This is a genomic window from Pseudomonas sp. B22129 (assembly GCF_044218875.1).
Taxonomy (GTDB): Bacteria; Pseudomonadota; Gammaproteobacteria; order Pseudomonadales; family Pseudomonadaceae; genus Aquipseudomonas.
Map to the genome: position 1 here is coordinate 2,216,580 of NZ_CP162592.1, position 12,314 is coordinate 2,228,893.

Annotated in this window: 12 protein-coding genes; 10 read left to right on the plus strand and 2 right to left on the minus strand. The window is 61.8% G+C overall.

Annotated features, from left to right (window positions below):
- Positions 1-2 precede the first annotated feature (2 nt).
- Positions 3-593, plus strand: coding sequence for an LON peptidase substrate-binding domain-containing protein (locus tag AB4P94_RS10110; RefSeq protein ID WP_395610399.1), 591 nt, complete (start codon positions 3-5; stop codon positions 591-593).
- Here the strand turns inward: AB4P94_RS10110 and AB4P94_RS10115 are convergent.
- Both AB4P94_RS10115 and AB4P94_RS10120 read right to left on the minus strand, forming a co-directional pair.
- Positions 590-1,906 (minus strand): bifunctional DedA family/phosphatase PAP2 family protein, encoded by a 1,317-nt coding sequence (locus AB4P94_RS10115; protein ID WP_395610400.1) that lies wholly within the window; start codon positions 1,904-1,906, stop codon positions 590-592. The genes AB4P94_RS10110 and AB4P94_RS10115 overlap by 4 nt on opposite strands.
- A 109-nt stretch (positions 1,907-2,015) precedes the next feature.
- On the minus strand, positions 2,016-2,702 hold the full coding sequence (locus AB4P94_RS10120; RefSeq protein ID WP_395610401.1) for a DNA-3-methyladenine glycosylase: 687 nt from the start codon (positions 2,700-2,702) through the stop codon (positions 2,016-2,018).
- Positions 2,703-2,876: 174 nt separating this feature from the next.
- Here AB4P94_RS10120 and AB4P94_RS10125 point away from each other — a divergent pair, with 174 nt between their 5' ends.
- The 9 genes from AB4P94_RS10125 to AB4P94_RS10165 all read left to right on the plus strand — a co-directional run bounded on the left by AB4P94_RS10125 (position 2,877) and on the right by AB4P94_RS10165 (position 12,237).
- On the plus strand, positions 2,877-4,142 hold the full coding sequence (locus AB4P94_RS10125; protein ID WP_395610402.1) for a glutamate-5-semialdehyde dehydrogenase: 1,266 nt from the start codon (positions 2,877-2,879) through the stop codon (positions 4,140-4,142).
- Positions 4,142-4,786 carry a nicotinate-nucleotide adenylyltransferase gene (nadD, locus tag AB4P94_RS10130; protein ID WP_016973919.1) on the plus strand — a complete coding sequence of 215 codons (645 nt, stop codon included), beginning with the start codon at positions 4,142-4,144 and terminating at the stop codon, positions 4,784-4,786. The genes AB4P94_RS10125 and nadD overlap by 1 nt, the downstream gene beginning before the upstream one ends.
- 69 nt (positions 4,787-4,855) lie before the next feature.
- On the plus strand, positions 4,856-5,350 hold the full coding sequence (rsfS, locus tag AB4P94_RS10135; RefSeq protein ID WP_003237041.1) for a ribosome silencing factor: 495 nt from the start codon (positions 4,856-4,858) through the stop codon (positions 5,348-5,350).
- A gap of 9 nt (positions 5,351-5,359) precedes the next feature.
- Positions 5,360-5,827, plus strand: a complete 468-nt coding sequence (gene rlmH, locus AB4P94_RS10140; RefSeq protein WP_003176297.1) for a 23S rRNA (pseudouridine(1915)-N(3))-methyltransferase RlmH — start codon at positions 5,360-5,362, stop codon at positions 5,825-5,827.
- A 15-nt stretch (positions 5,828-5,842) separates the two neighbouring features.
- Positions 5,843-7,741 (plus strand): penicillin-binding protein 2, encoded by a 1,899-nt coding sequence (gene mrdA, locus AB4P94_RS10145; protein ID WP_395610403.1) that lies wholly within the window; start codon positions 5,843-5,845, stop codon positions 7,739-7,741.
- A gap of 31 nt (positions 7,742-7,772) precedes the next feature.
- A complete protein-coding gene (gene rodA, locus AB4P94_RS10150; RefSeq protein ID WP_016973917.1) occupies positions 7,773-8,876 on the plus strand; it encodes a rod shape-determining protein RodA in 1,104 nt (367 codons plus the stop codon).
- Between the two features lie 17 nt (positions 8,877-8,893).
- Complete coding sequence (gene mltB / locus AB4P94_RS10155) at positions 8,894-9,904, plus strand: lytic murein transglycosylase B (RefSeq protein WP_395610404.1); 1,011 nt, start codon at positions 8,894-8,896, stop codon at positions 9,902-9,904.
- Positions 9,904-10,905: a septal ring lytic transglycosylase RlpA family protein gene (locus AB4P94_RS10160; RefSeq protein ID WP_395610405.1), complete on the plus strand. Its 1,002-nt coding sequence runs from the start codon at positions 9,904-9,906 to the stop codon at positions 10,903-10,905. The genes mltB and AB4P94_RS10160 overlap by 1 nt, the downstream gene beginning before the upstream one ends.
- A gap of 174 nt (positions 10,906-11,079) precedes the next feature.
- Complete coding sequence (locus AB4P94_RS10165; protein WP_395610406.1) at positions 11,080-12,237, plus strand: D-alanyl-D-alanine carboxypeptidase family protein; 1,158 nt, start codon at positions 11,080-11,082, stop codon at positions 12,235-12,237.
- Positions 12,238-12,314: the final 77 nt, after the last annotated feature.

The following is a 12,314-nucleotide window of genomic DNA, read 5'->3' on the forward strand; positions in this document are numbered from 1 at the left end:
ATATGAGTCTGGCGCTGTTCCCGCTCAATACCGTGCTGTTCCCCGGCTGCACCCTCGACTTGCAACTGTTCGAGGCGCGCTACCTGGACATGATCAGCCGCTGCATGAAAAAGGGCGAAAGCTTCGGCGTGGTGTGCATCCTCGATGGCAAGGAGGTCGGCATGGCGCCGGACGGCTACGCGCTGATCGGCTGTGAAGCGCTGATCCGCGACTTCAAGCAGCAAGACAACGGCCTGCTGGGGATTCGCGTCGAAGGTGGGCGGCGTTTTCGCGTACGCGACGCCGGGGTGCAGAAAGACCAATTGCTGGTGGCCGACGTGCAATGGCTGGAGGAACTGCCGGACCAGGCGCTGGAAGACGAGGACGCCGACCTGCTGGCCTTGCTTCACGCACTGGCCGAACACCCGATGGTCGCCTCGCTGGACATGGGCACCCACGCCGATGGCCAGCAAGCGCTGGGCAATCAGTTGGCCTACCTGCTGCCGTTCACCGAGGCCGACAAGATCGACCTGCTGCAACTCGACGATCCGCAACAGCGGCTGGACGCGATCCAGATGTTGCTCGACGAGTTGCAGGGCGAACTGTTCACTTAATAGGCGTAGCGCAGCAATGCATGGGAAGTGCCGGTGAGGGCGATAAAGCTCAGCACCGCGACCAGCGCCGGCAGCAGCAACCACCAGGTTTTTTGCGACATGGCCGGCAACGGCGTGCGGTACTGGATGACGGTCAAGCTGAAGGCACACACCGTCATCGCCAGCAGCGTGCCGGCCAGGATGTCCGTTGGCCAGTGGGCGCCGAGGTAGACCCGCGACAGGGCGATGAAGGCCGCCGGAATGCAGCCCATCAGCATCCAGGTCAGGCGCAACCGGGTAGGTTGGCCGCGACCCGCCAGCACCGCCAGCGCCAGGAAAAACGCAAAGGCACCGGACGCGTGGCCGCTGGGCATGCTGAAACTGGTCAGCGGGTCTGTGAGAATCTCCGGGCGGCCACGGGCGAAAAACAGCTTGGTCCCGGTGTTGATCAACGCAGCGCCTGCCAGCGTGGCGCCAACAAACACCGCGTGCTGCCATTGCCGCGCCAGTAACAGCAAGCCAGTAAACACAGCGCTGGCGAAAAACATCTTCTTGAATTCGCCCAATTGCGTGACGCGCACCATCACTTCATCCAGCCACGGGCTGCGGTGCTCTTGCACCAGCGCGCTCAGGCCTGTGTCAAAGTCATTCAGGGAGTGATAGCCGATAAACAGCGCGATCAGCAGCGTCAAGCTGGCGCAGCCAATCCACAAGGTGGCGCGACGATGGCCGCGCAGGCTGCTGTTCAAACTCAATCCGAGCAATACCGCCAAACAGGCCGCGACGATTGCCGCTTCCGGCCAGAAACCTTCCGGTAAGGGCAGGCGGAAGGCGGCACCGGTCGCCCAGCCCGGCAGCAAATAGGCCACCGACCAACCGGCCGCTGCCACGATGCTGACGGCGGCGAAGCGAGGGAAGGGCATGTCGCACATCCCGGCCACCATCGGTAGCATGGGGCGCAGCGGGCCGATGAAGCGTCCAACCAACAGGCTGGCGATACCGTACTTGTGGAAGTAGGTTTCTGCGCCGTTCATCCATTCGGGATGGTGACGCAGGCCCGGTAAACGCCGGATTCCCTGATGGAAATGTCGGCCCAGGAAGTAGGACACTCCGTCACCGACCAATCCCCCCACGAAGCCCAGCAACAAGGTTTCGCTCAGGGACAGCGCGCCACTGCCCGCGAGCGCAGCAATCGCAAACAGCAACACCGTGCCCGGCACGATCAGCCCGGCAATCGCCAGGCACTCCACGCACGCGACGACAAATACCGCCACTGCCAGCCATTCGGGGTTCAGGGTCAGCCAACCGGTAATGCTATCGAGCCATTGGCTCATACACTCAACTCCCTCTCTGTAATCCATAACCCCAAACACTGGAGATCAAACTGTGGGAGCAGGCAAGCCAGCTCCCACAGGGGATCTGCTGTGCTGCCGGTTTTTGTGTTCAATCAATTAAAAAGTAATCGCGGCCTTCGACCTGGCCCCGGCGCAGCGGGTTCCGGGTGCAATACGGCGCATAACCCGCCTCCACGAAGCGGTACATCAAGTGTTCATCACGCCCGTTGGGGATGCCCAAACGGGTGGTTTGAATGATTTGCGCAGGTGTCTGGCCCACGTCTTCGACGTAAAGCAGCTCCTGGTCGAAACGCTTGGCGTCCCACATCGGCACCTTCAAGCCCAGCGCCTTGCACAGCAGGGTCTGGCCCGCGCAGAGTTTCTGGGCGCGGCGCGGGCTGCCATTGGCATCTGGATTATTCAGCAGCATCTGCGCCAGGCTGGCCGGCCCGGACAGCTGGTCTACCCACGGATACGCAGATTTGATCAGCACGGCATTGCCCGGGCCCTGGGCACTGAAGTTCAGTGAATCGCCGCCGCGGGCGTAATACATGTATATGTGGCCGCCATCCAGAAACAAAGCCTTACGCTTTTCTGTGTAGCCGAGTGAGGCATGGCTGCCTTTTTCGGCCACGTAATAGGCTTCGGTTTCAATAATTCGCGCCGAAAGCCAGATTTCGCCGACGCGATGGCGAATGACTTTTCCGAGCAACTCGCGCGCAAGAACTTGCGCGTCACGGTCGAAGAAGCTGTCGGGCAGGGCGCTGGCGGGCAGGTTCGGGGCAAAACTGGACATGGCGATCAGGGTTAATACGGCTAAATGTGACGGAATAATAACAACTCCCACCTTAATTACCGCTGAAGGCCGGGTTTTTACAGTTCATTTCGACCATCCGCCCCTCACCGCTGTCAGTCGGGCGGCGTCACAGCTATAATCTGCCGCTTTCCTCCCTGCCAAGACTCCCTGACCATGACTGAGTCCGTTCTTGACTACATGACCCGCCTGGGTCGCGCTGCCCGTCAGGCCTCGCGGTTGATCGCCCGTGCGAGCACTGCGCAGAAGAACCGCGCCCTGCTGGCCGCCGCTGACGCTCTGGATGCTTCGCGCTCCGAGCTCACCGCCGCCAACGAGCAAGACCTGGCCAACGGCCGCGCCAATGGCCTGGAGCCGGCACTGCTGGACCGCCTGGCGCTGACCCCGGCACGTATCGACGACATGATCGAAGGCCTGCGTCAGGTGGCCAAGCTGCCTGACCCCATCGGTGAAATCCGCGACATGCGGTACCTGCCGTCCGGCATTCAAGTTGGCAAGATGCGCGTGCCCCTGGGCGTGATCGGCATCATTTATGAGTCGCGTCCTAACGTGACCATCGACGCCGCGAGCCTGTGCCTCAAGTCGGGCAACGCCACCATCCTGCGTGGCGGTTCCGAGGCGATCAATTCCAACCGTGCCATCGCCGCGTGCATCCAGCAGGGCCTGGCCGTGGCCGAGTTGCCCGCCGAAGTGGTGCAAGTGGTGGAAACCACCGACCGCGCCGCCGTGGGCGCGCTGATCACCATGCCGGAGTTCGTCGACGTGATCGTGCCTCGCGGGGGCAAAAGCCTGATCGAACGGGTCAGCCGCGATGCCAAGGTGCCGGTCATCAAGCACCTGGATGGCGTCTGCCACGTGTACATCGACATCGCCGCCGACATCGACAAGGCGATCCGCATCGCCGACAACGCCAAGACCCACCGTTACGCCCCGTGCAACACCATGGAAACCCTGCTGGTGCACGCCGGCATTGCCGAGCGCGTGTTGCCGCCGCTGGCTGCCATCTACCGCGACAAGGGCGTGGAGCTGCGCGGTTGCGCGCGTACCCGTGCGTTGCTGGGCGCGGACGTGATCGAAGCGACCGAGCTGGACTGGTACACCGAATACACGGCACCGATCCTGTCGATCAAGATTGTCGACGACCTGGATGAGGCCATCGAACACATCAACACCTACGGCTCCAAGCATACCGACGCCATTGTCTCCGAGCATTTCAGCGATGCACGGCGTTTCCTCAACGAAGTGGATTCCGCTTCGGTGATGATCAACGCCTCGACGCGTTTTGCCGACGGCTTCGAATACGGCCTGGGGGCGGAGATCGGTATCTCCACCGACAAGCTCCACGCACGCGGCCCGGTTGGCCTGGAAGGTCTGACCAGCGAGAAGTACGTGGTGTTCGGCGATGGCCATGTGCGCACTTGATGGGTAAACGCATCGGGCTGCTCGGCGGTACCTTCGACCCCGTGCACATCGGCCATTTGCGCAGTGCCCTGGAAGTCGCGGATGCCCTCGCGCTGGATGAGCTGCGCGTGATGCCCAACGCACGGCCGCCACACCGCGATACGCCACAGGTGTCAGCGCAGCAACGCCTGGAAATGGTGCGCCTGGCCGTTGATGGCATAGCGCCGTTGGTGGTGGACGACCACGAGCTCAAGCGTGATAAACCGTCCTACACTGTCGATACCCTGGAAGTGATGCGCGCTGAAATGGCCGCAGATGACCAGTTGTTTCTGCTTTTGGGCTGGGACGCATTTTGCGGCCTGCCCTCTTGGCATCGCTGGGAGGAACTCCTCCAGCATTGCCACATCCTGGTTTTGCAACGCCCGGATGCCGACAGCGAACCGCCGGATGCCTTGCGCAACCTGCTGGCCGCGCGGTCGGTAAGTGACCCCTTGGCCCTGACCGGGCCGAACGGGAATATTGCATTCGTCTGGCAGACCCCGCTTGCGGTGTCCGCCACCCAGATCCGTCAACTGCTGGCCAGCGGTAAGTCGGTACGTTTCCTGGTGCCTGACGCGGTCCTGGCCTACATCGATGCGCACGGGCTTTACCGTGCGTCGAACTGAAAAGGCGCGCTTGACGCTACGCACCGTCGTGCAGCGAGCGCCCGAACATACGAGCAAAACGAGTTTTATATGACGAACAAAGACGTAAGCAAAGTTAAGCGTAAAGGCACCTTCAAAAGCGCCCCGCTGCCGGTAGAAGCCCACGTTGGCCCTGAGCTGGCGGGCGAAGAGCTGGTAAAAGTGGCCGTGGCTGCCCTGGAAGACGTTAAAGCCCAGGACATCCAGGTGCTGGACGTGCGCGACAAGCAGAGCATCACCGATTACATGATCATCGCCACCGGTACCTCGAACCGTCAGATCGGCGCGATGCTGGACAAAGTCCGCGAAGCCGTCAAAGCCCAAGGCGTCAAGCCGCTGGGTGAAGAAGGCAAGGGCGACAGCGACTGGGTGCTGCTGGACATGGACGACGTGATCGTTCACATGATGACTTCCAACGCTCGCCAGTTCTACGACCTGGAGCGTCTCTGGAAAGGCGCCGAGCAGAGCCGTGCCGCCGATGGCAAGCACCACAGCCCGGAAGTGGGCCACGCGCACTTCGACAAGCTGAACAAAGACCAGGAATAAGGAACGGCTGTGCGCCTGCGTCTGATCGCTGTCGGTTCACGCATGCCCAAGTGGGTGGAAGAAGGCTGGCACGAGTATGCCAAGCGTCTGCCCGCTGAGCTGTCGCTGGAACTGGTGGAAATACCGCTCAACACCCGGGGCAAGAATGCCGACGTGGCGCGCTTCATTCGCCAGGAAGGCGAAGCCATGCTGGCCAAGGTCGGCCCCAACGAGCGCATCGTCACCCTTGAAGTGCACGGCAAACCCTGGAGCACCGAGCAGCTGGCGGTGGAACTGGATCGCTGGCGCCTGGATTCGCGCACGGTCAACTTTATGGTCGGTGGCCCCGAAGGGCTGGCGCCGGAAGTCTGTGCGCGGGCGGACCAGCGCTGGTCGCTGTCGGCGCTGACGCTGCCGCACCCGTTGGTAAGGATTCTGATCGGTGAACAGCTGTATCGCGCCTGGACAGTTCTGTCCGGGCACCCTTACCACAAATAATCTGCGCCCCTCCCGATGACTCAGCCGATCCGCATCAAGGACCACGAAAAAGACGCACGTCTGGTACGCGCGCGGGTCGTGTTCGGCGCGTTTTTGGTGGTGGGGCTGGTCGGCGTGCTGATCGCGCGCCTGTATTTCCTGCAGGTGATCCAGTACGACTATCACTCCACGTTGTCGGAAAACAACCGGGTGCATGTGCAGCCGATTCCGCCGACCCGTGGGCTGATTTTCGACCGCAATGGCGTGGTGGTCGCGGACAACCGGCCCAGCTTCAGCCTGAGCATGACCCGCGAGCGCTCCGGCGATTGGCAGCAGATCCTCGATGTGATCGTCGAGGTGCTGCAGCTGACCCCGGAAGACCGGGTGATCTTTGAAAAGCGCATGAAACAGGGGCGCCGGCCGTTCGAGCCGGTGCCGATCCTGTTTGAGCTGACCGAAGAGCAGATCGCCCGGATCGCCGTGAACCAGTTCCGTCTGCCCGGTGTGGAAGTGGTGGCGCAGTTGGTGCGGCATTACCCGCAAGGGCCGCACTTTGCGCACTCCGTGGGTTACATGGGGCGGATCAACGAGAAAGAGCTGAAAACCCTCGATCCGGTGAATTACAGCGGCACCCACCATATCGGCAAAACCGGCATTGAGCGTTTCTACGAGCCCGAGCTGCATGGCCAGGTGGGTTACGAAGAAGTCGAGACCAACGCCCGCGGCCGTGTGCTGCGGGTGCTCAAGCGTACCGACCCGGTGCCGGGCAAGGACATTGTGCTCAGCCTGGACATCAAGCTGCAGGAAGCTGCCGAGATGGCCTTGGGTGGGCGCCGTGGGGCCGTGGTAGCGCTGGACCCGACCACCGGCGAAGTGCTGGCGATGGTCAGCCAGCCAAGCTTCGACCCCAACCTGTTCGTGACCGGTATCAGCTTCAAGGCTTACGCCGAGTTGCGTGATTCCATTGACCGGCCACTGTTCAACCGCGTGCTGCGCGGGCTGTATCCGCCCGGTTCGACGATCAAACCGGCGGTGGCGATTGCGGGCCTGGATTCCGGTGTGGTCACGGCCTCCAGCCGTGTGTTCGACCCGGGCTACTACATGCTGCCCAACTACGATCACAAATACCGTAACTGGAACCGCACCGGTGACGGCTATGTCGATTTGGACACTGCCATCATGCGCTCCAACGACACCTATTTTTACGACTTGGCCCACAAGCTGGGGATCGATCGCCTCTCTGCCTATATGGGCAAGTTCGGCCTCGGCCAGAAAGTCTCCCTGGACATGTTCGAAGAATCTCCCGGCCTGATGCCCTCGCGGGAGTGGAAGCGCGCGACCCGCCGGCAGGCGTGGTTCCCGGGTGAAACCCTGATTCTCGGCATCGGCCAGGGCTACATGCAGGCCACACCGCTGCAACTGGCCCAGGCCACGGCACTGGTGGCCAACAAAGGCATCTGGAACCGCCCGCACCTGGCCAAGACCATCGAAGGCGAAAAGCCGGTGGATGACAACCCGATTCCCGACATCGTGCTGCGCGACCCGTCCGACTGGACCAAGGTTAACCACGGCATGCAACAAGTGATGCACGGCGCCCGAGGCACCGCGCGCAAGGCGGCGGTGGGTGCGCAATACCGGATCGCCGGCAAGAGCGGTACCGCTCAAGTGGTCGCGATCAAGCAGGGCGAGAAATATGACCGCTCCAAAGTTCAGGAGCGCCATCGCGACCACGCCTTGTTTGTTGGCTTCGCCCCGGCGGACGCCCCGAAAATCGTGGTGGCGGTGATGGTCGAGAACGGTGAGTCCGGCTCCGGCGTGGCGGCGCCCGTGGTGCGTCAGATCATGGACGCCTGGCTGTTGGCCGACGACGGCAGGCTCAAGCCCGAATATGGCGGCCCCCCTTCAAACACCGAGGTCACGGCCCGTGAAGAGTAATTTTGACCGCATCCTCTCCAGCGAGGATGTGATGCGTCGCCGCGCGACGTTGCTGCAACGCATGCACATTGATGGCCCGTTGCTGATCCTGCTGCTGACCCTCGCGGCGGGCAGCCTGTTTGTACTGTATTCGGCCAGCGGCAAGAACTGGGACCTGCTGATCAAGCAAGCGTCCTCGTTCGGTTTGGGGCTGTTGTCGATGGTGGTGATCGCCCAGCTGGAGCCGCGCTTCATGGCGCGCTGGGTACCCTTGGGTTATGTGGTCGGGGTGTTGCTGCTGGTGGTGGTGGACGTGATGGGCCACAACGCCATGGGCGCGACGCGCTGGATCAACATTCCGGGGGTGATTCGCTTCCAGCCCTCGGAATTTCTCAAGATCCTGATGCCGGCGACCATCGCCTGGTACCTGTCCAAGCGCACCTTGCCACCGCAGCTCAAGCACGTGGGGGTCAGCCTGCTCCTGATTGGCGTGCCGTTTATCCTGATCGTGCGCCAGCCCGACCTCGGCACCTCGCTGCTGATCCTCGCCGGCGGCGCGTTCGTGCTGTTCATGGGCGGGCTGCGCTGGCGCTGGATCCTCAGCGTGCTGGCGGCCGCGATCCCGGTGGCGGTGGCGATGTGGTTCTTCTTTATGCACGACTACCAGAAGCAGCGGATCCTGACGTTCCTCGACCCGGAAAGCGACCCGTTGGGCACCGGCTGGAACATCATCCAGTCCAAGGCCGCCATCGGTTCCGGTGGCGTATTTGGCAAGGGTTGGTTACTGGGCACCCAGTCGCATTTGGACTTTTTGCCGGAGAGCCACACCGACTTCATCATTGCGGTATTGGGCGAAGAGTTCGGCCTGGTGGGCATCTGCGCCTTGTTGTTGATCTATGTGCTGTTGATCGGTCGCGGCTTGGTGATCACCGCCCAGGCTCAGACGCTGTTCGGCAAGTTGCTTGCCGGCAGCCTGACCATGACGTTTTTTGTTTACGTTTTCGTCAACATCGGTATGGTCAGTGGCCTGTTGCCGGTGGTTGGGGTGCCGTTGCCTTTCATTAGCTACGGCGGAACTTCGCTGGTGACATTGCTGTCAGCGTTTGGGGTTTTGATGTCGATTCATACGCATCGCAAATGGATCGCACAGGTTTGAATAAGGTGAAGATGTCAATGCAAGTAATGCGCGGCTGGGCGACTCGGCACGCGTCCTGGATGGGCCTGATCGGGCTCTTGGGCGCAACGCAGGAGGTGCAGGCCGGTGACTACGATGGCTCACCTCAGGTCGCCGAATTTGTCGGTGAGATGACCCGCGACTACGGTTTTGCCGGTGAGCAACTGATGGGCGTGTTCCGCGAAGCCCAGCGCAAGCAGGCGATTCTCGACGCCATCTCACGCCCCGCCGAGCGGGTTAAACAGTGGAAAGAATACCGCCCGATGTTCCTCACCGACGCCCGCGTGGCGCGGGGCGTGGATTTCTGGCGTCAGCACGAAGCCGTGCTGGCCCGCGCCGAGCAGGAATACGGCGTTCCCGCCCAGGTGATTGTCGCGATCATCGGCATTGAAACCTTTTACGGGCGCAATACCGGCAGTTACCGGGTGATCGACGCGTTGTCGACCCTGGGCTTCGATTACCCGCCACGCGCCGAGTTCTTCCGCAAGGAACTGCGCGAATTCCTGTTGCTGGCCCGCGAAGAGCAGGTCGATCCGCTGACCCTCAAAGGCTCCTATGCCGGCGCGATGGGCTTGCCGCAGTTCATGCCGAGCAGTTTTCGCGCCTACGCGGTGGATTTCGACGGTGACGGCCATATCAATATCTGGAGCAACCCCGACGACGCCATCGGCAGTGTGGCCAGCTACTTCAAGCGCCACGGCTGGGTTGCAGGCGAGCCTGTAGTGATTCGCGCCGATGTCACCGGGGATCGCGCCGACGAAGGCCTGACCCAGGGTATCGAGCCCGTCAAGACGGTCGGGGAGTTGCGGGCGCTGGGCTGGTCGAGTCAGAATGCGCCACGCGACGACATGCCGGTGACGGCGTTCCGCCTGGAAGGCGAAAACGGCCCGGAATACTGGATGGGCCTGAAGAATTTCTACGCAATCACGCGTTATAACCGCAGTGTGATGTACGCCATGGCCGTGCATCAGCTGTCAGACATGCTGGTCCAAGCACGGGGCAACAAGTAATGCGGGTATCGCCGTTCAATAAACCGCTCAAGCTGGTGGCGTTCGCCGCGTTGTCCTTGCTGGTTGTCAGTTGCTCCTCCACCACCAGCCGCGCACCGGCGCAGAAGGGTGGTGCTATCGTTCGCGCCCAGCCGGGCCTGGACATCAACCGCGCCCACAAAGACGGCGCGCCGTGGTGGGACGTCGATGTTTCAAAGATCCCGGACGCCACGCCCACCCTGCACACCGGCCCGTACAAGGCCAACCCCTATACCGTGCTGGGTAAAAACTACTTCCCGCTGCAGGAATCCAAGACCTACTCGCAAACGGGTACGGCTTCCTGGTACGGCACCAAATTCCATGGCCAGAACACCGCCAACGGCGAAGTGTATGACCTGTACGGCATGAGCGCCGCGCACAAAACCCTGCCGCTGCCCAGCTATGTACGCGTGACCAACCTGGACAACAACCGCACGGTGATCCTGCGGGTCAATGACCGTGGGCCGTTCTATTCGGACCGCATCATCGACTTGTCCTACGCCGCCGCGAAGAAGCTCGGTTATGCCGAAACCGGCACCGCGCGCGTGAAGGTTGAGGGGATCGACCCGGCGCAGTATTGGGCCCAGCGTGGCAAACCGGCGCCGTTGATGCTCAATGAGCCGCAAACACCGCAGCCGCAAGTCACCGCGTCGGCTGGCAAGATCGAACAATGGACACCACCACCGGCGCAGCACGCACCCGACACGGTCGTCGTGCCTCACGCAGCACCGGGTGCTTCGATGGCCGGTGGGCAATACCTGCAAGTGGGCGCTTTCGCCAACCCCGATGCGGCAGAACTGTTAAGGTCCAAGCTCAGCGGCATGGTCAGCGCGCCGGTGTTTATCAGCTCCATCGTGCGTAACCAGCAGACCCTGCACCGTGTGCGCATGGGCCCGATCGGTTCGCCAAGTGAAGTGGCGCAAGTACAGAACAGCGTGCGTCTGGCCAACCTGGGGCAACCCAGTGTGGTCACCGCTGAATAAGTAAAAGGATTGATGGCTCAGGTTCGCCTGAGCCCTGGTTGTTGGCTCGTTGAACAATAAAAACCCGGGGGCAAGGGGTGAGCGGGCAACCGAACACGCGACAGGCTGGCAACGGTTTGTCTGAATAAGTTTTGCCCGCGAGGGCAAGTTTCCATAAGCAATTTCGAGAGACGGATGAACATCACCACCTTAGCCAAACGCACGTGCCTGCTTCTTTCGCTGATCATCACCCCGGCCGCCTGGGCGGTTGAAATGGTGCCGGCTTCCCCGCAACTGGCCGCCAAGGCCTGGGTCCTCATGGATGCCGCCAGCGGCAACGTACTGGTCGAGAACAATGGTGACCAGCGCCTGCCCCCGGCCAGCTTGACCAAGCTGATGACGGCGTATATCGCGACCCTGGAAATCCGTCGCGGCCAGATCGGCGAGAACGACCCGGTCACCGTCAGCGAAAACGCCTGGCGCACCGGCGGTTCGCGGATGTTCATCAAGGTCGGCTCGCAAGTGACCGTGAGCGACTTGCTGCACGGCATCATCATCCAGTCCGGTAACGACGCCAGCGTGGCCCTGTCCGAGCACATCGCCGGCAGCGAAGACGCGTTCGCCGACATGATGAACAAAACCGTGACTGACCTGGGCATGACCAACAGCCACTTCATGAACCCGACCGGTCTGCCGAACCCTGAGCACTACTCCTCGGCTCACGACATGGCGATCCTGGCGCGCGCGATCATTCGTGTCGACCCGGTGCACTACGCGATCTACTCCCAGAAAGAGTTCTACTGGAACAACATCAAGCAGCCTAACCGCAACCTGCTGCTGTGGCGCGACAAGACCGTTGATGGTCTGAAAACCGGCCACACTGAAGAAGCCGGCTACTGCATGGTGTCGTCTGCTGTACGTGACGGCCAGCGCCTGATCGCCGTGGTTTTCGGCACCAACAGCGAACAAGCCCGTGCGGCCGAAACGCAAAAGCTGCTGACCTATGGCTTCCGCTTCTTCGAAACCCAGACCTTCTACCAGAAGGGTGCTGAGCTCGCGACCGCACCCGTCTGGAAAGGCGCTACCTCGCAAGTCAAAGCCGGCCTGGCCGATGACCTGACCCTGACCATGCCTAAAGGCCAGCTGAAAAAGCTCGCGGCCAGCATGACCCTGAATCCGCAATTGGTTGCCCCGATTGCCAAGGGTCAGGTCATCGGTAAAGTCGAAGTGAAACTGGACGACAAAGTCGTGCACAGTGCCGATCTGATCGCTCTGGACGCCGTCGACGAAGGTGGTATCTTCCGCCGCGTGTGGGATAGCATCCGTCTATTCTTCTACAGCTTGTTCAACTGATAAGTGTGCACCTGCAAAGCCCCGTGTTGATCCGACACGGGGCTTTGCCCGTCGCCACGGCTTACGCTTACGAGGCC

Coding starts and splice junctions, on each gene's coding strand:
- AB4P94_RS10110 (WP_395610399.1), top strand. CDS start 3: ATGAGTCTGGCGCTGTTCCCGCTCAATACCGTGCTGTTCCCCGGCTGC.
- AB4P94_RS10115 (WP_395610400.1), bottom strand. CDS start 1,906: ATGAGCCAATGGCTCGATAGCATTACCGGTTGGCTGACCCTGAACCCC.
- AB4P94_RS10120 (WP_395610401.1), bottom strand. CDS start 2,702: ATGTCCAGTTTTGCCCCGAACCTGCCCGCCAGCGCCCTGCCCGACAGC.
- AB4P94_RS10125 (WP_395610402.1), top strand. CDS start 2,877: ATGACTGAGTCCGTTCTTGACTACATGACCCGCCTGGGTCGCGCTGCC.
- nadD (WP_016973919.1), top strand. CDS start 4,142: ATGGGTAAACGCATCGGGCTGCTCGGCGGTACCTTCGACCCCGTGCAC.
- rsfS (WP_003237041.1), top strand. CDS start 4,856: ATGACGAACAAAGACGTAAGCAAAGTTAAGCGTAAAGGCACCTTCAAA.
- mrdA (WP_395610403.1), top strand. CDS start 5,843: ATGACTCAGCCGATCCGCATCAAGGACCACGAAAAAGACGCACGTCTG.
- rodA (WP_016973917.1), top strand. CDS start 7,773: ATGCGTCGCCGCGCGACGTTGCTGCAACGCATGCACATTGATGGCCCG.
- mltB (WP_395610404.1), top strand. CDS start 8,894: ATGCAAGTAATGCGCGGCTGGGCGACTCGGCACGCGTCCTGGATGGGC.
- AB4P94_RS10160 (WP_395610405.1), top strand. CDS start 9,904: ATGCGGGTATCGCCGTTCAATAAACCGCTCAAGCTGGTGGCGTTCGCC.
- AB4P94_RS10165 (WP_395610406.1), top strand. CDS start 11,080: ATGAACATCACCACCTTAGCCAAACGCACGTGCCTGCTTCTTTCGCTG.